This window comes from Micromonospora sp. NBRC 101691, assembly GCF_030269285.1.
Taxonomy (GTDB): domain Bacteria; phylum Actinomycetota; class Actinomycetes; order Mycobacteriales; family Micromonosporaceae; genus Micromonospora; species Micromonospora echinospora.
Genome location: NZ_BSTB01000016.1, coordinates 1 through 24181 on the forward strand (window position 1 = coordinate 1; position 24181 = coordinate 24181).

Here is a 24181-nt window from a genome sequence, read left to right on the forward strand (position 1 = left end):
TTACTCACCCGTTCGCCGCTCGAGTACCCCGAAGGGCCTTTCCGCTCGACTTGCATGTGTTAAGCACGCCGCCAGCGTTCGTCCTGAGCCAGGATCAAACTCTCCAACAAAAACTTGTTGAACAATCATCCCAGCAACAAAGTGTTGCCAAAGGAATCCCCACCAGCCAGACATCAAGCCCGACCAGCACGGGGTATAACTTAATTGGCACTGGCTTATCAAGCACCCTGTTGAGTTCTCAAAGAACAACCACACACCATCCGGCAACCCCCTCAGGGGCCCCATCCGGGGCAACCGCTCCAACCTACCTAACCTCGACCCGCCTGGCAAGCATCTCTTTCAAGATTCTTTCCGCTGGCTTCAGTCAGACCCACTCTGACGCACCCCGACAATCGGGGGTCGTTTCTGAGGTGGGGTTCCCGCAGACCGGCCGATCGCCGCTCTGCGGCGTTCCGCCCGGCTCCTGCCGGCTTCGGTACTATACCCGGTCGACTTCGCGATCGCAACCCCAACTTTCGGGGAACTTCGCACCGCCCGGACCAGTCTCGTTCGGCGTTCCCGCCTTGAGCCTGGTGCTCGCTTCGGCCGGTTTGTCCGGCCTCCCGCTTGCAGAGAGAAAGTTACGCGTCCGGCCATCAGGACGCAAATCAACGTCCGTCACTGTAATCTCGACGCCCCTCGGCGCGGGCTGTCGAAGGTCCAACTGCTGGTGTCCCGACAGGAGTCGGTCCGGCGTGCCAGAGTGTCTGACATGGCTGACCTACCACGGTCCCCGACGTCGGTGCTCGCCGAAGACGCGCTGCTGGGGCTCCTGCTGCCGATCTGGCAGCTGGTCATCGCGGTCCTGGTGCTCTTCGCCGTGGTGGCCTCGGTGCGACGGCTGGCCCGACGGGGCCCTTCCCGGATGAGCACCGCTCTGCTGGTCACCGCCGCGGCCATCGCCGGGCTGGCCGTGATCGGTGTCCTTCTCCAGGAGACGTGACCGCTCAGAGTCGACGGTTCGCCAGGCTGGGCAGCTCCGCCCGGATCGTCCGGAGCCGGTCGAGGTCGAGGTCGGCGACGGTGAGACCGGTGCCGTCCGGCACCTGGCTGAGGACCGTGCCCCAGGGGTCGATCACCATGCTGCGGCCGAAACACGTCCGGCCCGGCTCGTGGTCGCCGGTCTGTCCGGCCGCCGCCACGAAGCACTGGTTCTCGATGGCCCGGGCCCGCAACAGGACCTCCCAGTGGTCCCGGCCCGTGTGCATCATGAAGGCCGCCGGCACCACCAGCAGTTCGGCACCACCCTCGGTGGCCAGTTGCCGGTACAGCTCGGGGAACCGCAGGTCGTAACAGATGGACAGGCCCACCCGGAGGCCCTCGACCGAGACCACCACCGGTTCCGCGCCGGGCGCGACGGTGGCGGACTCCAGGTACGAGACCCGTCCGGGGATCTCCACGTCGTACAGGTGGATCTTGCGGTAGCTGGCCGCCAGCGCACCGGAACGGTCGAACACCAGCGACGTGTTGTACGTGTGCTCCGGGTCGGGCCCCCGCTCGTGGAACGAACCCGCGATCACCCACATGCCCAGCCGGCCGGCGACCTCCGCGAAGAAGCTGCCCACCTCGCCGTCGACCGACTCCGGCTCGGGCAGCCCCTCGGCCAGGCCGAGGTAGTCGACGTACTCGGGTAGGACGGCGAGGTCGGCGCCGGCGTCGGCAGCGCGGACCAGGAGACGTTCGGCGGTCGCGAGGTTGGCCTTACGGTCCTCGCGGGCGTTCAGCTGGCAGACGGCGACACGCATACACACCAGACTAAGGGCGTGGTCCGGGTACGCGCTGTCCCGTACCCGGACGTCGAACCGCGGTCAGGCGGACTTCTCCTCGCGGTCCCGGCGGGCCCGCCGGCCGGTGAACTCGCGGGGCACGATCGTCGGGTTCACGTTCTCCAGGACCACCTCACGGGTGATCAGAACCCGAGCGGCGTCCGGGTTGCTCGGAACCTCGTACATCACCGAGAGGAGGACCTCTTCCATGATCGCCCGCAGGCCCCGGGCCCCCGTGCCACGGAGCATCGCCTGGTCCGCGATGGCCTCCAGGGCCGGCTGCTCGAACTCCAGCTCGACCCCGTCGAGCTCGAAGAGACGTTGGTACTGCCGGACCAGGGCGTTACGCGGCTCGGTGAGGATCTGCACGAGGGCCTGACGGTCCAGGCTGCGGACGTTGGTGATCACCGGAAGCCGGCCGATGAACTCGGGGATCAGGCCGAACTTGAGCATGTCCTCCGGCATGACCTGACCGAAGATGTCGTCGGTCGAACGCTCGGACACCGCCCGCAGACGGGCGCCGAACCCGGTGCCGCCCTGCCCGGTGCGGGCCTCGATGATCTGGTCGAGGCCGGCGAAGGCACCACCACAGATGAAGAGCACGTTGGTGGTGTCGATCTGGATGAACTCCTGGTGGGGGTGTTTCCGACCGCCCTGCGGCGGCACGTTGGCCACCGTGCCCTCCAGGATCTTGAGCAGCGCCTGCTGGACACCCTCGCCGGAGACGTCCCGCGTGATCGAGGGGTTCTCGGACTTGCGGGCGATCTTGTCGACCTCGTCGATGTAGATGATGCCCGTCTCGGCGCGCTTGATGTCGTAGTCGGCGGCCTGGATCAGCTTGAGGAGGATGTTCTCCACGTCCTCGCCGACGTACCCGGCCTCGGTCAGCGCGGTGGCGTCGGCGATGGCGAACGGCACGTTGAGCATCCGGGCTAGGGTCTGCGCGAGGTGGGTCTTGCCGCAGCCGGTCGGACCGATGAGCAGGATGTTGGACTTCGCCAGCTCGACGGCGTCGCTGCCGGAGCCCGGCGCGCCGGCCGCCTCGGCCTGGATCCGCTTGTAGTGGTTGTAGACCGCGACCGCCAGGGCCTTCTTGGCCTGGTCCTGACCGACGACGTAGTTGTCGAGGAACTGGCAGATCTCCATCGGCTTGGGAAGCTCTTCCCACTTCACCTCGCCGGACTCGGCCAACTCCTCTTCGATGATCTCGTTGCAGAGGTCGATGCACTCGTCGCAGATGTAGACCCCGGGGCCCGCGATGAGCTTCTTGACCTGCTTCTGCGACTTGCCACAGAAGGAGCACTTCAGTAGGTCGCCGCCGTCACCGATCCGTGCCACCTACGTTCTCCCTGCACTCGTCGGCCGGTACGCCGGCCCTGGCTTGAGGACGTTGATCCCCGTGTCCGTGTCTTCACCCGCCGGTCCGACCCGGCGAAGGGGCACAGACCCGACGTTACCCGCTGCCGGGGGTTTCTCCGACCCCCAAAACGGGTGTGTCAGAGGCCGGCGCCGGGAGCACCCCCGGGCCGACCTCCGACCCCAACTGTTCAGCTGGCGGCGTTGGCGGCCAGCAGACCCTTCTTACGGCTGGTGAGGATGGTGTCGACCACGCCGTACTCGCGGGCCTCCTCCGCCGTCATGATCTTGTCCCGGTCGATGTCCTTGCGGACCTTGTCCACCGGCTGGTTGCAGTGCCTGGAGTACATCTCCTCCAGCTGCGTCCGCATCCGGAGGATCTCCCGGGCCTGGATCTCGATGTCCGAGCCCTGCCCGTAGCCGCCCTCGGTGGCCGGCTGGTGCATGATGATCCGCGAGTTCGGCAGGGCCATCCGCTTGCCCGGCGTGCCGGCCGCGAGCAGCACCGAGGCGGCGCTGGCCGCCTGGCCGAGGCAGACCGTCTGGATGTCCGGCCGGACGTACTGCATGGTGTCGTAGATCGCCGTCATGGCGGTGAACGAGCCACCCGGCGAGTTGATGTACATGATGATGTCGCGGTCCGGGTCGGTGCCCTCGAGCGTCAGCAGCTGCGCCATCACGTCGTTGGCCGACGCGTCGTCGACCTGGACGCCGAGGAAGATGATCCGGTCCTCGAAGAGCTTGTTGTACGGGTTCGACTCCTTCACCCCGTACGAGGTGCGCTCGACGAACGACGGCAGGACGTAGCGGTTGTGCACCGGCGCGAAACGCGGCGGCAGGCTCAGGTCGGTCATCGTCAGCTCCTCGATCAGCTCAGGGTCCCGGCGCCTTCCGGAACCTGGGTGGCTCCGGTGATCACCTTGTCGATGAAGCCGTAGTCCATGGCCTCCTGGGCGGTGAACCAGCGGTCGCGGTCCGAGTCGGCCTCGATCTGCGCGTGCTCCTGCCCGGTGTGGAAGGCGACCCGCTCCTGGAACATCCGCTTCGTGTAGAGCATCTGCTCCGCCTGGATGGCGATGTCGGAAGCCGTACCACCCATGCCACCGGACGGCTGGTGCATCATGATCCGCGCGTGGGGAAGGGCGTACCGCTTGCCCTTGGTGCCGGCGCAGAGCAGCAGCTGGCCCATGGAGGCCGCCATGCCCATCGCCACCGTCGACACGTCGTTGTCGATGAACTGCATGGTGTCGTAGATCGCCATGCCGGAGTAGACCGAGCCACCCGGTGAGTTGATCCAGAGGTTGATGTCGCGGTGCGGGTCCTCCGCCGCGAGCAGGAGCAGCTGGGCGCAGATGCGGTTGGCGACCTGGTCGGTCACCTCGCTGCCCAGGAAGATGATGCGCTCCTTGAGCAACCGGTTGTAGACCGAGTCGTCGAGGTTGCCAAGGGGATCGCCACCGCGGGCTTCGATCGCCCGGAGCGGCATCGCTGGGATGTGCTTGTCGGTCATGGCAGCCCTTCGCTCTCCGTACCGTCTTACCCGACACTAACCGCTCCACCGGGTGACACACTCCCGGTCCGGGTGCTTTTCGCTCTCAGCGCAGCTGCCCGGGATCCGTACCCGGAAAAGGGTTTCGGCCGCCGAACGCCGTGAACGGCGGACGGCGGCCGACCCCGCGATCAGTGCTCGTGGTCGTGCTCGTGCGCCTCGTCGCCCTCGGCCTTCAGGGCGTCCAGGGTGACGGCGTTGCCGGCCGCGTCCTTGATCGTGACACGCTCCATCACCGAGGCCAGCGCCTTGCCGCGCCGGACGTCGCCGAAGACGGCCGCCGCCGCGCCCGAGCGGACCAGCTGGTCGTAGTACTGCTGGGGCGGCATCCCGGCGCGCTGCGCCCGGTGGACGATCTCGTGGCCGAACTCGTCGTCGGAGACCTGGACGTCGTCGGCGTCGGCCAGGGTGTCCAGCAGGAGCTGGATCTTGACGCCCTCGGTCGCCGCCGTCTTCAGCTCCTCGTCGAGCTGCTCCTCGGTCTTCTCCTCGGCCGCGAGGTACTCCTCCAGCGAGGCGCCGATCCGCTCGAGCTGGTCGACCATCGCCTGCTTACGGCTGGCGACCTCCTCGGTGACGACACCCTCCGGCGCCGGCACCTCGGCGGCGGCGACGAGCTGCTCGAGGGCCTTGTCCCGGGCGGCGTAGATCTGCTCGACCCGCTTGCCCTTGGTGATCCGCTCGCGCACGTCGCCACGGAGCTCCTCGAGCGTGTCGAACTCGCTCGCCATCTGGGCGAACTCGTCGTTCAGCTCGGGCAGCTCCTTCTCCTTGACCGTGCGGACGGTCACCGCCACCTCGGCGTCCTTGCCGGCGAAGTCGCCGCCGACGAGCTGGGTGGTGAAGGTGGCGCTCTCGTTGGCGGCGAGGCCGACGACGGCCTCGTCCAGGCCCGGGAGGAGCTGCTTGCTGCCGACCTCGTGGGAGAGGTTGGTCGCCGAACCGCCCGGCACGTCCTCGCCGTCGACGGTGGCGTTCAGGTCGATCTGGACGAAGTCGCCCTCCTGGGCGGCGCGCTCGACGGTCTTGAGCGTGGCGAACCGCTCGCGCAGGCTCTTGACCTGCTCGTCGATCTCGCTGTCGTCGATCTGGAGCTCGTCGACGGTCACCTCGATGGTGGCCGGGTCGGGCAGGGTGAGCTCCGGACGGACGTCGACCTCGGCGGTGAAGTTGAGGCTGTCACCGTCGTTGAACTCGGTGATCTCCACCTCGGGGCGACCCAGCGTCTTCAGGTCGTGCTCGCGGACGGCGGCGAGGATGTTCTGCGGGATCGCCTCCTGCACCGCCTCGTTGAGGACGGCGCCCCGGCCGACCCGCTGGTCGATCACCGCGGCCGGAACCTTGCCCCGGCGGAAGCCGGGAACCTGGACCTGCTGGCCGATCTCCCGGTACGCCTTCTTGAGGCTCGGCTCGAGCTCGACGAACGGCACCTCGATGGCGAGCCGCACGCGCGTCGGGCTCAGAGTCTCGACGGTGCTCTTCACAGGCGTACTCCTTGAACGGATCTCGGTTTTGAGTCTGGGCGTGATTCAGCCCATCGAGTGTAGGCGAGCCGGCCGGACGCTCCGGCAGCCGCCCAGGTACCGCGACGACCGCCCTCCGGCGACCCGGCCGCGACGACAGTCGGGGTGGCGGGATTTGAACCCACGGCCCCTCGCTCCCAAAGCGAGTGCGCTACCAAGCTGCGCCACACCCCGTGGCGACCAGAAGTGTATGCCGTCGGCGCGGGGCAGGGGCGTCCGGGCGGGGCACTCGGCGACAGATTCCGACAAATTCCCCCCGGGTCGGTCCGGAAGCCGCCCGCCAGCAGGGCACCCGGAGCCGAGTGTGCGGTACGGCAGGGGCGCGCCAGCCGCCCGGGCGGGAACCTTCCGGTGACGACGTCCGGGCGGGGACGGAATGCGGCTGCGCGGCGCGTCGGGGTACGCGGTAGGCTGTCGGCGCGTCCCGGGGAACCGGGAACACGCGGGCGTAGCTCAATGGCAGAGCTTCAGTCTTCCAAACTGACGGTGCGGGTTCGATTCCCGTCGCCCGCTCCACATTCTCCGGCCCAGGTCAGCGGCGTTCCCGTCGAGCCTGGGCCGTTCTCGTCTCAGCCCTCTGTGCTCCTGCGTGCCCAGTAGCGCACGGCATGCCGTCCGGGGCCGCCTTCCGTGCCGGCTGGCATTGCCTCGGCTACCGCCCCTGCTTCGGCGCATCTACCTGGAGGTCGCCAACGGCGGCTTCGGTCCTGTGATAGGCGTCGCTGGTGGCTCCACCGACGATCTCGGGCGTACCGCGGTCGAGCGGCTCGACTCACGAGAGCCCCCCGGCCTACTGCCGATCGCCTATTGGGGATGTGCGATCTACTCGTACGTGGACTGCGCCGGCCGGGGAGCGATGATGTGGGGCTTCGACCCGAACTCGGGCCTGGCCGAACACTCGTTCTATGCCGAGGGGATCTCTCTCGTGGAATGGCTCGACCGGTGGCTTAGCGGACGTCTTGAGCAGCCGTGCCTTGCCCCCGATCGTGAAAGCTGAAGGAGCACGACCTGCTCCTGAGTCAAGGCTGGACGCACACCTCTGACGGTCGATGTGGCAGGCTGCCGGCGTGACCCCGACCGATCACGGACCGTCCGCCGACGTCAGCCGAGGGCCGCAAGACGCCGCGTACGCGTGCCCGTGCTGCGGCTACCTGACGCTGGCTGAACGCGGCGGCTACGAGATCTGCGACGTGTGCTTCTGGGAGGACGACGGCCAGGACGACCACGACGCCGCACACGTACGGGGTGGACCAAACCGGAACCTGAGCCTGCTCGACGCCCGCCGCAACTTCGCCAAGTACGGGGCCAGCGACCCGAAGGACCTCGAGCACGTGCGACCGCCCAGGCCTGACGAACACCCCGTGGGCGGCCGTCAGTCCGGGATACCGCCGAACTGACAAGTCGCGTCGGCGACAAGCACGAGCAGGTATCCATCACCTGCTCACAGCGTGTTGAGAAGCCTGCCGCGATGCGGGGTCGCGGCCAGGCCTGCGAGCCGATCCAGCCTGCCCCACCTACAGCCTGGCCCCCACCAGGTGTCCCAGGTGGACCCGGCTTATTTCACCTACTATCGTTAAGCGGGTGCCAGACGGACCCGTACGGGTGACCGGACCCCTCCTCGCCGTCCTGAACGCCCTGCTCGTGGCGAACGACCATGAGCTGCACGGCTGGGCGATCATGAAGACGACCGGAAAGTCCGGACCCACCATCTACAAGATCCTGGAACGGCTCGCCGAGGCCCGATGGGTGACCTCCCGCTGGGAGGAGGACGCCGCGCCGGGCAAGCCGCGTCGCCGCTACTACCAACTCACCGGCCACGGCGTCGCCAGCGCCCGACAGTTGGTCGCCCAACGCCAGACGAAGGCCGCGACCACGACGCGGACCCGTCTCGCCTTCGGACGGGGGCAGGCGTGAACCAGTGGGAGATCATCCTCGGCATCCTGTTCGGGCTGCTCGTCAACGAGATCACCGACGTCTCCCCCTGGCTGGCGAAGAAGCTGGTCCGCTGGTCGGCGTACCGCTGGACATCCGACCCGGGGCTGGCCGAGGCGTATGCCGACGAATGGGCGGCGATCATCGAGGATCGACCGGGCAAGTTGTTCAAGCTCTTGACCGCCTTGCGGTTCGCCCTCGCAGCAGCAGGCCGCTCCGCGGCAAGATCCCTCACCCTCTTTCAGCCGGAGAAGAAGAATGACGAGATCATCATCTACGGCAACGGCGGAGGAAAGTGGGACTTACCGTATGAGATACGCATTCCTCGGAGCCGGGTCCGGGTAGAGGCCAAGAACAGCGAGACCTGAACCGCCCGCCCTGACGCTTGACGAAGCCGTTTCCCCGGGGCGGTTCAGCTCGGTGGGCGCTGAGCCCAGAAGAGAGCGTGCCCGCCGGAGCCTTCCGGGACGAAGTCCTCGGCGGTGATCGCCAGCCCCGCCTGTCGCAGCCATGAGCGGTAGGTGGAGGCGTCGGCCTGGCTCCACCACATGGTGGCGGGGCCGTCGAGCCAGTTGTCCTCGATGCCGGTCCAGGCGGTGTCGCCGACGGTGGTGAGCAGCCAGCCGCCCGGGCGCAGCCAGGTGGCGATCCGGTCGATGAGCTGTGGTTGGTCGGCCAGGGGCATGTGGATGAGGGCGTAGAGGCAGACCACGGCGTCGAACGAGGCCGGCGGCAGGTCGAGCCGGGTGGCGTCCGCGCGCAGGAACGTGCCGGTGGGCACCAGGCGGCGTGCCCGCTCGATCTGGACGTCGCTGATGTCGACGCCGGTGACGTGGTGCCCGGCGATGGCGAGAAAGCGGGCGACCGGCACACCGCAGCCGCACCCGAGGTCGAGGACCGCCGCCGGGGCCGGTAGGCGTCGGTGCAGGTCGGCGAGCCAGGGCGCGTACCGACCGTCCTCGGCGTCGTCGGACCGGTAGTGGTGGGAGAGTGCGTCGTACCCACGTCGGACCAGGTCACGTTCGTCGTGTTTGTCCATCCCGGGAAGGCTACGAGTCCCGCTGCCGGAGGCTGCTCTTCGCGAGTTCGTAGGCGGGCAACATGGCCGTGTGCTCGTCGCTGCCGAAGCTGTCGAGGGAGACGGCCGTGATGCCCCGCGCGGTCTGGACGGCGAACACCCGTTCCGGTTCCATCTCGTCGTCGAGCTGGCTCTTCTCCTGGTAGACGACCTCCAGCGCGGGACGGTCACCGACCCGCAGGTCGGTGTAGGTCGGCTGGTGCGCGTCCGTACCGACGAAGGCTTCCAGGCTCGCCCGTAGCTGGTCCCCGGCTCCGGTCCACACCCGCAGGAAGCCGATGTTGCCGGCGGGTTTGGCGTCGATCTCGCACACCATCGTGAGTGGACCTCGGCGCGCGAGTTCCGCCAGCGGATTGTCCGGGGCGACGGTGACCGCCTTCGGCTTCCACGACTCCGCGAGCGCGAAGGTGACGGGCATGTCGCAGGCGCTGTCCGGCGCACCGACACGGGCCCCCTCCGGCACCGGGGGGCGCGTCGTGGACTGCCCCGCCGTACCCGGCGTGGCCTCCGGGGCCTCCGCGTCGGTCTGCCCGCAGCCGGTCAGGGCGAGTGTCGAGGCGACCAGGGCGACGACGGGCGCGGCCCGGCCGCCGTACGTTCGGATTCTCACGGGTCCGGGAGTCTACGGCCCGCATCGCTACGCGCGACAACCACTTTGAACAACGGGCGGGCTTCGGCTAGCGTCCGCGCCCGTGAAACCATTCCGCATCGTCTCCGCCGTGTTGATCTGCGCCTCCCTGACCCTCGCCGGTTGCGGCGGTGGGGAGGACGACACGACGGCCGGGTCCGCTCCCTCCCCCTCCTCCACCACCTCCGCACCTGACGCCTCCGCCTCCTCGGCGCCCGCACCGTCGGCCCCGGCGGGCGGCGCGAGCGACAAGGAACTCTGCGAGTCCGCCAAGAAGGCCGGGAACGACATGAAGGCCTCGGTCGTCACCGCTCTCCAGGCCGACCCGGCGGCGGCGCCGGAAGCGTTCCGGAAGGTCCTCACCGAGCTGGAGAGCAAGTTGACGGCGCTGGCCGCTACCGGGGGCGACACCGCGGTGACCACCGCCATCCAGGCGTTCACCGCGGAGGCCGCCAAGGCGGCGAAGGCGACGGACCCGGCGTCGGCCGCCGACAACCCGGCCTTCGAGAAGGCCGGCACGGACCTCGCCGCCGCCTGCAAGAAGGCGGGCGTGGACGTCGCCTTCTGACGGCACCACACGGCGGTAGGCCGATGTGGGCACCGTGGTCGGCGACGAGTGTGGCGGTCAACTGCGCAACCACCTGGTGAGCAGGTCGACACACTCGTCGCCCAGCACGGGGGCGGCGCGCCGGGCCAGTCGGGCGAGGTCGTCGCGCTCGGCGGCGGTGCCGGTCGGCACGGGCGGCGACGTGTGCCGCCGGTCCGGACGGCCGACGTCACGGGCCAGCCGGACGACGTCCGCGCGACCGCGTCGGGCCAGCCCCGGATCGGGGTCGAGGGCCAGCAGCATCCCGGCGCGCAGCCTCGCCGGCACGTCCCGGGTGCCGAGGAGGCGGTAGCCGGCGCGGCGGCGTTCCACCCGTGGGTCGGCGAGCAGCTCCCAGGGCAGCACGGGTGGCAGGGCGCCGGAGACGGGACGTAGCGCGGTGGCGGCTTCCCGCACGACGGCCGGTGCCGGGTCGCGCAGCAGTGGGAGGACCAGGGACGGTTCGACGGCGGCGAGGAGCCGCAGTCCGCGTACGGCGGCGGCTCGGACCGGCGCGGCCGGGTGGGTGACCAGCGGGTGCAGCAGCACCGCGTCGGTCGACGGGGCGGTCTCGGCGAATCCGGCGACCGCCCCGGGGGGCGGCGCGTCCCCGGTGACAGCCCGCCGGTAATGCGCCGGCGCGTCGATGCCGTCCCGTCGGGCGGCCTCCCGGGCGATGGCCCGGACCAGGTCGGCGGGGTCGTCGAGGTGCGCCGACACGTCGGCGAGCCGGCCGAGTCGCAGCAGTCCGGTGAGCGCGGTCGCCCGTACCGCCGGACGGCGGTTGCCGGCGAGACGCCGCAGGGTCGGGAGCCGGCCGGTCCACACGGCGTCCCGGCAGGCGGCCTCGGCTGCCCGGGCCCGGACGAGCACGTCCGGGTCGGACTCCGCCGCCTCGACGAGGTCGTCGCGGTGCAGCCAGCCGTGGGCCAGGCCGATGGTGAAGACGAGCCGGCGCTGCGCGGCGGGACCGGACCGGCTGAGCGCCTGGCGTACCGGCGCGGGGGCGGCGAGCAGCGCGGCCGTGACCTGGGTGACCGCGAAGCCGCCCCGGGAGCGGGCCCCGACCAGCAGCGCGGTGGGCAGCGCCGCCGGCAGGTGGGTGGCCGGGTCGTCGGCCAGCAGCGTCGCCAGGCCCGCACGGGCGGGATCGCGCACCTGTGCGACCCAGTCCCCGGTCCGCAGGACCAGGAAGGGCGTCATCTCCGCGACGGGCGCGGCGAGCATGGCCCGTACGGCACGTTCCCGGATCCGCCCGTCACCGTGCGCGCTGGTCAGGGCGACGGCGACCGCTCCGGGTGCCGGCCGGTCGAGCCGGGCGGTCAACTTCTCCAGGCCCGGCGACCGGTACGGCAGGCGCCACGGGTCCTGTCGGACGTGTTCGTCGAGTCGGGCCACGGTTCTCGGTTCGCGGGCCAGCAGACCGAGCACGGCCCGGGCGACCCCCGGGGTACCGGTGGCGTCGAGGGCCGCCAGTGCCCCCAGGAGGCGTTCGAGGTCCTCCCCGCCGCCGGCGGCGGCACGGGAGATCGCCACGGCGACCTCCGCTGGCACCGGGTCCGGCTGCGCTGCCGCGCGGACGGGAGGGTGGTCGTGGTGGCGTCGGCGGCGCAGGAACATGGCAACGATCATGTCGATCGTGCGCTCGTCGGGCCAGTTCCGACCGGTCCTGGGGCGTCCCGCCGAAGGGTCGGCCCCGGGCCGGGCCGAAGCGGTCCGGGTCGGGCCGACCCGGGTGGCGGCGTGACCGACCCCGTGCCGCGTCACCTCGGTCGCGCTCACCCGCACCGCAGGCCAACTGTCGTGTCTATCGCGCCCGGGACCCGTGAGACAACGTTTCACGGGTAGAAGTTCGTCAATATCATCCTCAGATCGTGAACATTGCAGAGATCCAGGTTTGTAAATATCGACGCTAGGATTCTCCCATCGTCCAGCACCTCTCGAGTGGGCCCCGAGTCCCACGAGAGGTCACCACAGTAGGAGGACCGGGAGATGACACTCCCCCGCACTCACCGGCGTACCTTCGCCGCGGTCGGCGTGCTCGCCAGCGCCGCCATGGTCACCGCCATGGCCAGCGCTCCCGCAACGGCAGCCCCGTCCGGCGAGATCCGGAGCGCCGGTGGCGCGACGGCCGTGGCCGACAGCTACATCGTGGTACTCAAGGACAGCAGCGTCGGTGGCCGCGCCGGCACCCGGCAGGCCGCGGTGAAGAGCACCGCCAGCTCGCTCGCCGAGCGCTTCGGCGGCAGCCTGGGCCACGTCTACGGCGACGCGCTCAACGGCTTCGAGGTGAAGCTGTCGGAGCGGGCCGCCAAGCGGCTCGCCGCCCACCCCGCGGTGGACTACGTGGAGCAGAACCACACCGTCACGATGGACGCGACCCAGGTCAACCCGCCGTGGGGCCTGGACCGTACCGACCAGCGGAACCTCCCGCTGAACGCCAGCTACACCTACGCCAGCACCGGCGCCGGGGTGAAGGCGTACATCGTCGACACCGGCATCCGGACCACCCACAACGACTTCGGCGGCCAGGCGATCGACGGCTACGACGCGATCGACAACGCGCTGCCGGCCGCGGACTGCAACGGCCACGGCACCCACGTCGCCGGCACCGTCGGCGGCACCAGCTACGGCGTCGCCAAGGACGTCACGCTGGTCGCCGTCCGGGTGCTGAACTGCCAGGGCAGCGGCACCTGGGCCCAGGTCATCGCCGGCATCAACTGGGTGACCTCGGACCACCAGCCGGGCCAGCCCGCGGTGGCGAACATGAGCCTCGGCGGCGCGACCAACGCCTCGCTGAACACCGCCGTGGCCAACTCGATCGCCGACGGCGTCACCTACGCGGTGGCCTCCGGCAACTCGAACGCCAACGCCTGCAACTTCTCGCCGGCGTCGGTGCCGACCGCGCTGACCGTCAACGCCTCGCAGAGCAACGACGCGCGGGCCTCGTTCTCCAACTGGGGCACCTGCACCGACCTGTTCGCCCCGGGCGTGGGCGTCCTGTCGGCGTGGCACACCAGCAACACCGCCACCAACAGCATCAGCGGCACCTCGATGGCCTCCCCGCACGTCGCGGGTGCGGCTGCCCGGGTGCTCCAGGTGAACCCGTCCTGGACCCCGGCCCAGGTGCACTCGTACATCGTCAGCCAGGCCACCACGAACGTGGTGACCAGCCCGGGCACCGGTTCCCCGAACCGCCTGCTCTACCTGGCCCCCACCTTCTGATCCACCCCGGCTCCACCGGCCCCGAGGCGACCTCTCGCCCCGGGGCCGGCCCCATCTGGGAGGAGAGACCATGACCAGATCACGCCTGCGGGGACGGCTGCTCGCCCTCACCCTGGCCACCGCCCTCACCGCCGTTCTCGCCCCGACCGGCACCGCGTCGGCGGCCGGCGCCGCCGAGGGAACCGTCCGCCACGCCGGGGCCGCCGACGCCGTCCGGGACAGCTACATCGTCGTGCTCCGCGACGACGTGGCGCGGCGGGCCGACACGAACGCCACCGCCGAGGTCACCCGCGTCGCGGACCGGCTGCGCGCCCGCTACGGCGGGACCGTCGGGCACGTCTACGGCAGCGCCCTGAGCGGTTTCGAGGTACGGCTGTCGGAGCGGGCCGCCCGCCGCCTCGCCGCCGACCCGGCGGTGGCGTACGTGGAGCAGAACCGGGTGACCCCGCTGATCGGCCCCGGCACGCAGTTCGGCCCGCCGTCCTGGGGCCTGGACCGGATCGACCAGCGGAACCTGCCGCTGGACAACCGGTACAGCTACCCGAACACCGCGCACAACGTGCACGTGTACGTCGCCGACACCGGCGTCCGCGCCACCCACCTGGACTTCGGCTCCCGGGTCACCGGCGGGATCGACCTGGTCGACGGCGCGCTGCCGGCCGACGACTGCAACGGCCACGGCACCCACCTCGCCGGCACCATCGGCGGCACCAGCCACGGGGTCGCCAAGGAGGTCATGATCCACCCGGTCCGGATCCTGAACTGCCAGGGCAGCGGCAGCTTCGCCACGGTGATCGCCGGCATCGACTGGATCACCGCGAACGCCCAGCGGCCGGCGGTGGTGGAACTGGCCATCGGCGGGTCCGCCAACACCTCCCTGGACACGGCGGTGACCAACTCGATCAACCGGGGGATCACCTACGTCACCACCGGCGGCAGCTCGAACGGGAGCGCCTGCAACTACTCGCCCGGCCGGGTGCCCGGCGCGCTGACCGTGGTGGGCACCTCGGCGACCGACGCCCGGCTGTCGAGCGGCAACTACGGCAGCTGCATCGACCTGTACGCGCCGGGCCAGAACATCACGTCCACCTGGTACACCAGCAACACGGCGGTCAACACGATCAGCGGCGGGTCGGCGGCCTCCGCGCACGTCGCCGGTTGCGCCGCGCTCGCCCTGTCGGCGAACCCGACCTGGTCCCCGGCCCAGGTGTCCAACTACCTGACCACCCGGGCGACGGCCAACATCGTCACCGGCGTGCCCAGCGGCACCCCGAACCGGCTGCTCTACTGCGGCCCCTGACCCGTCGCCCGAGCCCCGATCCACCCGGCGTGTCCGTGGCCACCCGGTCTTCCCGGGTGGCCACGGCAGTCACCCACGGAGGAGGCGTCGCCCGTGGCCATGCACCCCACCACCGGCCAATCCAGTGACGATTGACTATATGGTCATCGGCGGTGGCATCGCGGGCGCCACCGCCGGCTACCACCTCGCCCGGTACGGCCGCGTGCTGCTGGCCGAGATGGAGCAGGTGCTCGGGCACCACTCCACCGGCCGCTCCGCCGCCCTGTTCTCCGAGTACTACGGCGGCCCGGCGGTCCGCGCCCTGACCCGGGCCAGCCGCGACCCGCTGACCGACCCGCCCCCGGGGTTCGCCGCGCACCCACTGCTCACCCCACGGGGCACGCTGGCCCTCTGCCCGCCCGGCGACGAGGACCTCTTCGACGCGCAGTTGCGCGACGGGGCCGAGGTCGACCCACCGGCCCGGGAGATCGACGTCGCCGAGGTGCCGGGCATCTGCCCGATCGTGCGGCGGGACCGGTTCCGCCGCGCGATGCTGAGGCCCGCCACCCGGGACGTCGACGTGGACGCGCTGCACCAGGGCTACCTGCGGGGCATCCGCGCGGCCGGGGGCACGCTCTGCCGGCTCACCCGGGTCCGGTCGCTCCGCCGGGAGCAGGGACGCTGGCGGGTCAGCACGGACGCCGGGGACGTGGCCGCCCGTACGGTGGTGAACGCCGCCGGGGCGTGGGCCGACGAGGTCGCCGGGGCCGCCGGCGTACGCCCGGTGGGGTTGACCCCGCTGCGACGTACCGCGTTCCTGGTGGACGCACCCGCCGGCCTGGACGTCACCGGCTGGCCGATGGTCGCCGACGTGGCGGGGACCTTCTACCTCAAGCCGGAGTCGGGCCACCTGCTGGTGTCCCCGGTGGACGCCACGCCGGTGCCGCCGGGTGACGTCCGCCCGGACGACCTGGACGTCGCGCTCGGGGCCGCCCGGGTGGAGGAGGCGACCACGTTGACCGTCCGGCGGATCCGGCACGCCTGGGCGGGACTGCGTACCGCCGTCTCGGACGACGTGCCGGTGATCGGGCCCGCGGCGGACGAGCCCGGTTTCTTCTGGCTCGCCGGGCTCAGCGGCTACGGCGTGCAGACCGCCCCGGCCGCCGGAGCCCTGCTCGCCGCGCTGGTCACCGCCGGGCCGCCCCCCGTCGACCCCACCCCCTACTCCCCGGCCCGCCTCACCGCCGGCCGGCCGTGAGGGCGACGCCGACCTCGGGAATCGACGTGCCGGGCACCGGGCGGCCCGGGTTCAGGGGGACCTGGGGGTGGGGGCGCTCAGGGGCGAGGCGGAGATGGCGGCGGAGAGGAGCGCGGCCGCCAGGGTGACCCAGAAGACCGCCGGGTAGCCGGCAGCGCTGGCGACCAGGCCGGCGAGAGGTCCACCGGCCACCAGGCCGATGTCCCAGAACGAGGTGAACGCCCCCAGCGCCGCGCCCTGGTGCGCCGGGTCGGTCCGGTTGATCACCAGCAGGGCCAGCGCCGGGAAGAGCAGCGAGAGCCCCGCCCCGATGACCAGGCCGCCCAGGATCGCCACCCACAGGTTCTCCGCGACCGCCACCAGCAGCAGGCCGACCGCCTCCACCAGGGCCGACCAGAGCGCCACCCGGCCCGCCCCCAGCCGGTCCGGCAGCCCACCGGCGAAGAGGCGTACCCCGACGTAGGTGACGCCGAAGGCGTTGAACGCGGCGATGCCGTTCTCCACGCCCCGGTCGGCCAGGTGCAGCGCGGCGAAGGCGGCGAGGCCCGCGTACCCGAGGCCGGCGAGGGAGAGCGCGACGCCCGGCGCGACCGCGCTGCGGGGCAGGAACCCGGCCGGTCCGGCGGCCGACGCCTGGGCCGGTCGCGGCCGACCGGCGACCAGCGCCAGCCCGACCGCCGACGTCAGGGCGGCGAACACCCAGACCGCCGGGTATCCCCCGGCGGCCCGCAGCAGGACCGTGCCGAGCAGCGCGCCGAGGGTGATGCCGGCCCACATGTGGATGCCGTAGAGCCCGACGATCCGGCCCCGCCGTTCGGTCGGCGCGAGCGCCACCAGCCAGGCTGCCCCGGCGGTGTAGACCGCCCCCTCCCCCACGCCGTGCACGATCCGGACCGCGACCAGCAGCGGAATGCTCCCGGCGACCAGGTAGCCGAGGCTGGCCAGGCCGCAGAGGGCGGCCCCGGCGAGCATCACCGTCCGGTAGCCGTGCCGGTCGCCGAGCCGGCCGGCGATCGGCCGGGCGACGACGGCCGCGACCGCGATCGCCGCGATCACCACGCCCACCTCGACGCGGTTGCCGTCCAACTCGTCGAGGACCAGGAACGGCAGCACCGCCAGGGACGCCCCCACCCCGAGCAGGCAGAGCAGGATCGCCCCGAAGAGCGGCAGGTACGGCCGGTAGAACGTGAGGGTGCCGCCGGGCGCGGTCGCAGTCATCAGCGGTCTCTCCTAGGCCGGGACGACGTGGAAGAAGTGGGTCGGCAGGTGGATGGCGAGTCCCTCGTGGATCTCCGCGCAGACCGCCGGGCCGTCGGTGGCGAAGGTACCGGGCGGCGGAACGGCGATCCGGATCGCCGAACGTCCGGCGTCGAGCAGCCGCGCGGCCATCGCGAAGTCCCCCACCACCGCCTCCCCCGGCGCCACCATCCGGGTACGGGAGATCTGTACGCCGTTGCGGGCCAGGTCCGCCAGCAGCCCGCCCCGACCGAGCAGGTGGGTGTAGTAGTCCCGGGGGTTGACGATCATCGCGTGCGGGGTGGCCCCGGTCTGCTCGATCTCGTCGCAGGCGGCCAGCAGCCCGGTGAGCCAGTCGTGCCGGTACGGCAGCTTCGCGATCTCCGGGTGGCGCAGCAGCCCGTGCTCGCCGATGGTGAGCGCCTGGTTCTCGGCGGTGGCGAGCCGGACCAGCAGCCGGTAGTCGACGAAGACAGCCAGCCCCTCCGGGTCCTTCGCCAGTTCCTCGGGAATCTGCACCCAGGCGCGGATCGGGTGCACCCCGGCCTCGGCCATGCCGAACCGGAAGGCCGCCTCCCGGCGCAGCTCCGACTCCCGCACCGCCGCCGCCTCGGTGGCGTCCGGCCGACCCTCGCACCAGAACCGGACCGGGTCCGTCCCGACCGGCCGCTTCCGGAACAGGTTGCGGACGGTGACCCGGGGCCGCTCCTTGGTGGGCTGGAAGGCGTCGGTGATGGTGAAGTCGAACCGGACCTCGGCACCGGCCGGGTCGGCGGCGTACGCCGCGGCGAACTCCTCGCCGGGGGATCGGGTGACGGGCGGCGCGCTGGCGCTGGTCATGACGGCTCCTCAAGCGGGATGGCGTGCTGGACGAGGCGCTGGTAGAAGGGCAGGTGGTGGTCGTAGTAGGCGCGCAGGGTGGCGTCGTTCTCCACGGTCACCGGGAAGTCCTTCGCCACCGGGCGGAAACCCGAGGTCCGCTCGACGTCCAGGTGCCAGATGCGGGTCCGGGCCCACTCCGCCCGGTCCCCCGGGTCCCAGGTCAGCGCCTCCGGCCGGTACGGCAGGTCGACCGCCGCGCACCAGGCCGCCACCACCCGGGCCGGGTCGCGCAGCAGCGCCTCGGCGGAGAGCACCACCGGGGGTCGGCGCGCGGTCGTCCGGACCAGCTCGAACAGGTCCCACTGGTGCTCGTAGCCGATCTCGTGGCAGGCGACGGTCGGTTTGATCGCGTGGTGCGAGCTGATCGTGCGGGCCGGGTGGCGGACCAGGAAGGTGTGCGTGACGTCGGCGATCCGCTCCGGGGCGTCGAAGAGGTGCCCGTACCGGTACTCCAACGTGTCCTTGACGAAGACCGGACGGTCCCGACCCAGGTCGAGCAGGTGCGCGGTGACCTCGGCGGGGCTGGTGACGGTGACGCGGCCCCCGTCGGCGGCGGGCAGTTCGACCCGACCGGTGTCCACCAGGGTCACCAGGGGTTCGTGGACCACCGTGACGTCCCCCCGGGCGATCATCATCCGCAGGAACGCGGTGGAGATCGCCCGGGGGTGTGCCCACATGGCGATCAGCGCCATGGCGCCTCCGTCGGACGCCCGGGCGGTACCGCCGCCGGGGCGCCGGGACGGACCGGTTCCGGTGCGGCGGGACGGCCGGCCGCCTCCGCCGGGGCGGGCCGTGCGGGGCGTACGGGACGGGTGGGGGGCGTGGGCGCGACCGGGCGGCGGGGTCCGGTGCGGACGACCGCGCCGGGCGGCGGCGTACAGCCTCCCGTCCGCCACGGTCCCGCCGGGTTCACTGCGACCACCAGGTCGGTTGACGGTCCCAGCGGTGGGCGCGGAGTCGGCCCAGCAGCTCCGGGTCGAGCGGCCGGCCGTCGCTGACCGCCAGGTTGGCGCGGACGTGCTCGGGTCGGCGCATGCCGGGGATCACCGTGCTCACCGCCGGGTGGTGCAGGATGAAGCGCAGCGCCAGCTCCGGCATGGTGGTCCCGGGCGGCAGGTCGGCGGCGAGCTTCTCCGCGCGGGCCACGCTGGGCAGCAGGTTCTCCGGTCCGAAGTAGGTGCTGCGCCAGTCCTCCGGCGGCCAGGTGCTCTCCGCGGTGAGGGTGCCGGTCAGCGTGCCCTCGTCGAACGGGACGCGGGCGATGATCCCGATGTCGTCCCGCAGGGCCCGGTGGAACAGCTCGTCCTCCGGGGCCTGGTCGAAGATGTTGTAGATGACCTGGACGACGTCGACCAGGCCGGTGTCCAGGGCGGCCAGGCAGTTCGTGGGCTCCCAGCGGTTGACGCTGATGCCCACCCCGTCGATCAGCCCCTCCCGCTTGAGGTCGGCGATCGTCTCCTGCCAGCGTCCGTCGGCGGCCCAGCGGTCCTCCCAGACGTGGAACTGCATCAGGTCGATCCGCTCCACGCCCAGGTTCTCCAGGCTGTACCGGGTGTACTCGCGGATGTGGTCGGCCGGGAAGACGTCGTCGAGGGTGTCCTGCGGGCCGGGCGGCCACTCCCGGTTCTTCGGCGGGATCTTGGTGGCTACGTGGAGCCGCCGGTCCGGGTGCCGGCGGAGCAGGTCACCGAGGAGGCGTTCGCTGACCCCCCGGCCGTACACCCAGGCGGTGTCGAAGAAGTTGCACCCCTGCTCCACCGCCTCGTCGAGGCAGCGGGGGGCGACGTCGTAGTCCCAGCCGGTGAACCCGCCGGGGCCGCCACCGATGCCCCACATGCCGTACCCGACCTCGCTGACCTCCCAGCCGAGGCGGCCCAACCTGCGATAACGCATGCTCATGTTCCTTTCGTCACGCTGCCGGGGCCGGGGTCCGGTCCCCGCCGGTCCGTCCCGGCCCGGTCAGCCATCTCCGGTAGGCGTCGACCGACGGGCCGAGGTCCGCGTCGGTGAGGCCGTGCCGGCGTTCCAGCCGGTCGCACCCGTCCCGGCGGAAGAGCCGGGGGTTGTCCGTGAGCAGCGCGCCGAACACCGCGCGGAGCTGCTCCTCGTCCGCGCCGAGCCGGGTGGGGAAGAGCGCCAGCAGCGCCGCCGCGTCCCGGTCGCCGTCGGTCACCGCGTCCCGCAGCGCGGCGAGGAACCGGGCACAGCTGACCCGGGGTACGGCGTCGCCGCCCGGCAGCTCGGTGAAGTCGACGCTCTGCGGGTGCAGCACGTGCAGCGCCCGCCCCCAGACGGTCCGGTCGGCGACGGCGGCGACGATCCGGCGGACCGCGTAGTCGACCGGGGTCCAGTCGGAACGGACCGCGGCGTCGGGCCGCATGCCGAGCCGGTGGGCGACGGCGAGCAGCAGGTGGGTGAGGGCACGGCGGTTCGGTGTCCCGTTGTCGGCGGCCGGCATCACCTCGCCCAGGCGCAGCAGGGTGACCGTCGCGCCCCGACGGCGGGCGGCCGTCAGGTACCGCTCGGCCACCCACTTGGAGCGGCTGTACCCGCTGCTCGGTGGGGTGGCGGCGGACGGGTCGAAGGTCTCCGGCAGGGGCAGCCGGTGCCGGGCCGCCTCGGTGTCGAGCACGCCCAGGGTGGAGACGTGGTGCAGCGGTTTCGGCCGGTCCGTCAGGGCCAGCCGGAGCAGTTCGGCCGTGCCGTGCACGTTGGTCCGCCGGTGGGCGCGGTAGTCGAAGAGGAAGTTGACCAGCGCGCCGACGTGCAGCACCAGGTCGCAGTCCCGGGCCAGGTGGTCCCAGGTGCGGGCGTCCAGGCCGACGGCGGGGCGGGACAGGTCGGCGGCGTAGCCGGCGAGCCGGTCGGCCAGGTGCGGCGCCCACAGGCCCCGGTCGGCCAGGGACCGGACCACCCGGGCGGTGGCCTCGGTGTCGTCCGCGCCCCGGGTCAGGCAGTGCACCCGTACGTCGGTGGTGGTGAGCAGTTCGTGCACCAGGCGGCTGCCGACGAACCCGGTCGCCCCGCTGACCAGCACGCTGCGGACCTCCCGGCGCGGGTCGGCGGCGCGGACCAGCAGGTCGACGGGGAGACGGGCGTCGGCCGCGACGAGGTCCGCCTCGGGCGCGACCGGGACGCGCCGACGCCGGGCCAGCAGCCCGGCCATCCGCGCGGGGGTGGGGTGCTCGAAGAGATCCTGGACGCCGAGCGGGACGCCGTGTTCCCCGGCGAGCGCGGTGGTCACCGCGACGGCCTGGAGCGAGTCGCCCCCGGCGGCCAGGAAGTCGGTGTCGGCGTCGAGGTCGGGTTGGCCGAGGACGGCCCGGAACACCGCCAGGACCGGGTCCGGGAGCCCGCCGCCGGCGCCGGACAGCCGGGTGGCCCGCTCGTCGAGCAGGCCGTCGAGGCGGGCCTGCAACACCCGCCGGTCCACCTTGCCGTTGCGGGTCAGCGGCAGGGCGTCGAGGACGACCAGGTGCCGGGGCACGCTGGTCCGGGGCAGCAGCCGACGCAGGTGTTCCCGCAGCCGTGGTTCGGGCACCTCGCGGTCGGCGGCGACGAAGAGGGCCAGGGACCTGCTGCCGCCGTCCCGGGCCACGATGACCTTGGCCTGGTGGATCCCGGGGAACCGGGTGGCCGCGGTCTCGATCTCGCCGGCCTCGATCCGGACGCCGTTGACCTTGAGCTGGAAGTCGCGGCGGCCGACGAAGTGCAGCCGTCCGTCCGCGTCGAGGCGGCCGAGGTCCCCGGTGCGGTACAGCCGACGGCCGGGGATCTCCGGCAACGGGTTGGGCACGAACACCTCGGCGGTGCGGGCGGGCGCGCCGAGGTAGCCCGCGCCGAGGCAGACACCGCCGATGACGATCTCGCCGACCGCGCCGGGCGGCAGGGGACGCAGGTGCGCGTCGACCACCGCCGCGTGGCAGTTGTCGATCGGTCGGCCGATCGGGATGGTGTCGCCGTCGGCGGGGGTGACCGGGTGGAAGACCATGCCGATGGACGCCTCGGTCGGGCCGTACCCGTTGGTGACCGCGATGGCCGGCACCAGCTCGCCGAGCCGGTGCACCGCCGCCGGGTCGATCTCCTCGCCGCCGACGATCAGATGGCGCAGGGTGCTGATCGCCCGGCGGGCGTCCGGGTCCCGGTCCACCATGGCCACCAGGAGCCCGAGGATGCTCGGCACGAAGTCGGTCATGGTGACCCGCTCGTCGGCGATGGTGCGGACGGTGGCCTCGACGTCGAGGAAGCCGCCCTGCACCGGCACGACGACCCGGCCGCCGGTGGCGAGCGGCCAGAACAACTGCCACACCGAGGAGTCGAAGGTGTGCCGGCTGTTCTGGAGCACCACCTCGTCGCCGGTGGCGTGGAACCAGCGGGTCATGAAGCGGAACCGGTTGGCGAGCCCGTCGTGCCGGTTCATCGCGCACTTCGGGGTGCCGGTGGTGCCGGAGGTGAAGATCCCGTAGATCAGGTCGTCGGGTCCGATCGGGACGCCGGGCCGGGTGGCGGTGGGCGGGACGGCGTCGAGCCGCACCGGCACGGTCGGCACCGGGTGCGCGTCGTCCGGGGCGGCGGTGACCATCAGCCGGGGGCGGACCACCGCCAGGGCGGCGTGCAGGCGGTCGGCGGGCCACCCCGGGTCGAAGGGGACGAACGCCGCCCCGAGCTTCATCAGCGCCAGGTACGCGACCGGCAGTTCCAGCCCGTCGGCGAGGAGGACCGGCACCACGTCGCCACGGGTCACGCCCCGGGCGGCGAGCCCGGCGGCGAAGCCGTTGGCCAGTTCGTCGAGCTGCCGGTAGCTGAGCCGGCGTCCCCGGAAGGCGACGGCGGGCCGGTCCGGATGCGCGTCGACCCGTTCCTCGATCAGGGCGGGGATCGCCCGGAAGGGCGTGTCGTCCACCGCCCGTCCGGCCCGGCGGCCGAACGCCAGTGCCCGGGTGACCGGGCCGACCGCGGGAGCCCGACCGGACGGAAGCCGCGGGTCGGCCAGCAGCGCGGCGAACACCTCGGCGAAGATCTCGGCCACCGCCGGCACGCTCACCGACCAGGGATCGGCGGGGGCGCAGTGGACCACGGCGGTGACCCCGTCGGCGGTGACCGTGGCACGGAACAGCACCGGCACGGTGACCAGGTCGGTTCCGGGGTCGCCGTCGGGGAGCAGCAGCGGCCCGGTGGTCGGGTCGACTCCCGGGTCGTCGTCGAGGAGCACCACCAGGGCTCCGGGGTCGCCGTCGACGGGCGGTCCGACGGCGGCCAGCGACCGGACGGTGGCGCGGGCCGGTCCGCCGGGGAGCCGGTGCAGGCTCGCCGGCCACTCCGGCAGGTCGAGGGTCTCGACACCGGTCCGGACCCGGACCGGAAGCTCCCGCCCGAGCCGGTCGATCAGCTCGACGGCGGCCAGCAGCGCCGCGGCGGCGTGGTCGTGGGCGGCGCGGACCGCCGGTCGGACAACGGTGTACCGGTAGGTGAGGCCGTCACCGGCGTGGACCGGTACTGCCGAGCCGGTGTCACCGGATCTCATGCCGCCCCCAACGTCCTCTGCCGGGCCCGACGCAGCGCCGACACCGTCCACAGGTGACAGACATCACTCGCTGCTGCGCAGGGACACTAGAGCAAACATCGAGCCATGGGAATATGTAACTTTAGGTGACAGCATTCCCGGCGCCGGAAGTCCTGCTCACGGGACGGTTCGGGGTCGAACCGGACACACCGGTGGCCCGGTCGACGGGATGTCCGTCGACCGGGCCACCGTGGAATCCGTCCCGGCGGAAGCGGCGGGGTCCCCACCGCCGGGCAGGTGGTGCACGTCCCTCGGGACGTCCGCCCGGCGCGCGGCGGTCG

General features: G+C 72.0%; 21 protein-coding genes, 2 tRNA genes and 1 rRNA gene. 9 read left to right on the forward strand and 15 right to left on the reverse strand.

Going from position 1 to position 24181, the window contains the following annotated elements; translation table 11 throughout:
- Positions 1–110, reverse strand: a 16S ribosomal RNA gene (locus QSK20_RS22315); the annotation flags it as partial.
- 641 nt (positions 111–751) lie between these two features.
- Between QSK20_RS22315 and QSK20_RS22320 the strand changes: the two genes are divergently transcribed.
- A complete protein-coding gene (locus QSK20_RS22320; RefSeq protein WP_285790552.1) occupies positions 752–982 on the forward strand; it encodes a hypothetical protein in 231 nt (76 codons plus the stop codon).
- Positions 983–986: 4 nt separating this feature from the next.
- On the opposite strand, the gene QSK20_RS22325 is transcribed toward QSK20_RS22320, so the two are convergent.
- From QSK20_RS22325 to QSK20_RS22350, 6 genes are all read right to left on the reverse strand, one after another.
- Positions 987–1784, reverse strand: a complete 798-nt coding sequence (locus QSK20_RS22325; RefSeq protein WP_285790553.1) for a carbon-nitrogen hydrolase family protein — start codon at positions 1782–1784, stop codon at positions 987–989.
- A 63-nt stretch (positions 1785–1847) separates the two neighbouring features.
- Positions 1848–3143, reverse strand: coding sequence for an ATP-dependent Clp protease ATP-binding subunit ClpX (clpX, locus tag QSK20_RS22330; RefSeq protein WP_091651797.1), 1296 nt, complete (start codon positions 3141–3143; stop codon positions 1848–1850).
- A 209-nt stretch (positions 3144–3352) separates the two neighbouring features.
- Positions 3353–4015 (reverse strand): ATP-dependent Clp protease proteolytic subunit, encoded by a 663-nt coding sequence (locus tag QSK20_RS22335; protein WP_145836594.1) that lies wholly within the window; start codon positions 4013–4015, stop codon positions 3353–3355.
- 14 nt (positions 4016–4029) lie between these two features.
- Positions 4030–4671, reverse strand: coding sequence for an ATP-dependent Clp protease proteolytic subunit (locus QSK20_RS22340; protein WP_088982517.1), 642 nt, complete (start codon positions 4669–4671; stop codon positions 4030–4032).
- A gap of 170 nt (positions 4672–4841) precedes the next feature.
- Complete coding sequence (gene tig, locus QSK20_RS22345) at positions 4842–6194, reverse strand: trigger factor (RefSeq protein ID WP_285790554.1); 1353 nt, start codon at positions 6192–6194, stop codon at positions 4842–4844.
- Positions 6195–6333: 139 nt separating this feature from the next.
- Positions 6334–6407: transfer RNA gene (locus QSK20_RS22350), tRNA-Pro, on the reverse strand.
- A 268-nt stretch (positions 6408–6675) separates the two neighbouring features.
- Here QSK20_RS22350 and QSK20_RS22355 point away from each other — a divergent pair.
- From QSK20_RS22355 to QSK20_RS22370, 4 genes are all read left to right on the forward strand, one after another.
- Positions 6676–6749, forward strand: a tRNA-Gly gene (locus QSK20_RS22355).
- Positions 6750–7300: 551 nt separating this feature from the next.
- Positions 7301–7630: a CPCC family cysteine-rich protein gene (locus tag QSK20_RS22360; RefSeq protein WP_285790555.1), complete on the forward strand. Its 330-nt coding sequence runs from the start codon at positions 7301–7303 to the stop codon at positions 7628–7630.
- A 184-nt stretch (positions 7631–7814) separates the two neighbouring features.
- Complete coding sequence (locus QSK20_RS22365) at positions 7815–8147, forward strand: PadR family transcriptional regulator (protein WP_285790556.1); 333 nt, start codon at positions 7815–7817, stop codon at positions 8145–8147.
- Positions 8144–8533: a hypothetical protein gene (locus QSK20_RS22370; protein WP_285790557.1), complete on the forward strand. Its 390-nt coding sequence runs from the start codon at positions 8144–8146 to the stop codon at positions 8531–8533. Before QSK20_RS22365 ends, QSK20_RS22370 begins: the two co-directional genes overlap by 4 nt.
- 44 nt (positions 8534–8577) lie before the next feature.
- Here the strand turns inward: QSK20_RS22370 and QSK20_RS22375 are convergent, their stop codons facing one another.
- Together QSK20_RS22375 and QSK20_RS22380 are read right to left on the reverse strand one after the other, a co-directional pair.
- Positions 8578–9204 carry a class I SAM-dependent methyltransferase gene (locus QSK20_RS22375; RefSeq protein ID WP_285790558.1) on the reverse strand — a complete coding sequence of 209 codons (627 nt, stop codon included), beginning with the start codon at positions 9202–9204 and terminating at the stop codon, positions 8578–8580.
- Between the two features lie 10 nt (positions 9205–9214).
- On the reverse strand, positions 9215–9853 hold the full coding sequence (locus QSK20_RS22380; RefSeq protein WP_285790559.1) for a lipoprotein: 639 nt from the start codon (positions 9851–9853) through the stop codon (positions 9215–9217).
- An 82-nt stretch (positions 9854–9935) separates the two neighbouring features.
- Between QSK20_RS22380 and QSK20_RS22385 the strand changes: the two genes are divergently transcribed.
- Entirely contained in the window at positions 9936–10439 is a 504-nt protein-coding gene (locus tag QSK20_RS22385) for a hypothetical protein (protein WP_285790560.1), read from the forward strand.
- 57 nt (positions 10440–10496) lie between these two features.
- Here QSK20_RS22385 and QSK20_RS22390 read toward each other — a convergent pair whose 3' ends face one another.
- Positions 10497–11993, reverse strand: a complete 1497-nt coding sequence (locus QSK20_RS22390; RefSeq protein ID WP_285790561.1) for an amino acid adenylation domain-containing protein — start codon at positions 11991–11993, stop codon at positions 10497–10499.
- Positions 11994–12449: 456 nt separating this feature from the next.
- Here QSK20_RS22390 and QSK20_RS22395 point away from each other — a divergent pair, with 456 nt between their 5' ends.
- From QSK20_RS22395 to QSK20_RS22405, 3 genes are all read left to right on the forward strand, one after another.
- Positions 12450–13682 carry a S8 family peptidase gene (locus tag QSK20_RS22395; RefSeq protein WP_285790562.1) on the forward strand — a complete coding sequence of 411 codons (1233 nt, stop codon included), beginning with the start codon at positions 12450–12452 and terminating at the stop codon, positions 13680–13682.
- Positions 13683–13752: 70 nt separating this feature from the next.
- Positions 13753–14982, forward strand: coding sequence for a S8 family peptidase (locus tag QSK20_RS22400; protein WP_285790563.1), 1230 nt, complete (start codon positions 13753–13755; stop codon positions 14980–14982).
- Positions 14983–15106: 124 nt separating this feature from the next.
- Positions 15107–16219 (forward strand): NAD(P)/FAD-dependent oxidoreductase, encoded by a 1113-nt coding sequence (locus tag QSK20_RS22405; protein ID WP_285790564.1) that lies wholly within the window; start codon positions 15107–15109, stop codon positions 16217–16219.
- A 51-nt stretch (positions 16220–16270) separates the two neighbouring features.
- Here QSK20_RS22405 and QSK20_RS22410 read toward each other — a convergent pair whose 3' ends face one another.
- From QSK20_RS22410 to QSK20_RS22430, 5 genes are all read right to left on the reverse strand, one after another.
- Positions 16271–17437, reverse strand: coding sequence for an MFS transporter (locus QSK20_RS22410; RefSeq protein ID WP_285790565.1), 1167 nt, complete (start codon positions 17435–17437; stop codon positions 16271–16273).
- Between the two features lie 12 nt (positions 17438–17449).
- Positions 17450–18295: a family 3 encapsulin nanocompartment shell protein gene (locus tag QSK20_RS22415; RefSeq protein ID WP_285790566.1), complete on the reverse strand. Its 846-nt coding sequence runs from the start codon at positions 18293–18295 to the stop codon at positions 17450–17452.
- A complete protein-coding gene (locus tag QSK20_RS22420) occupies positions 18292–19029 on the reverse strand; it encodes a sulfotransferase-like domain-containing protein (protein WP_285790567.1) in 738 nt (245 codons plus the stop codon). Before QSK20_RS22420 ends, QSK20_RS22415 begins: the two co-directional genes overlap by 4 nt.
- Positions 19030–19246: 217 nt before the next feature.
- The gene (locus tag QSK20_RS22425; protein ID WP_285790568.1) at positions 19247–20230 is read right to left on the reverse strand and encodes an aldo/keto reductase; all 984 of its coding nucleotides are present in this window, start codon (positions 20228–20230) and stop codon (positions 19247–19249) included.
- Between the two features lie 16 nt (positions 20231–20246).
- Positions 20247–23861, reverse strand: a complete 3615-nt coding sequence (locus tag QSK20_RS22430; RefSeq protein WP_285790569.1) for a non-ribosomal peptide synthetase — start codon at positions 23859–23861, stop codon at positions 20247–20249.
- Positions 23862–24181: the final 320 nt, after the last annotated feature.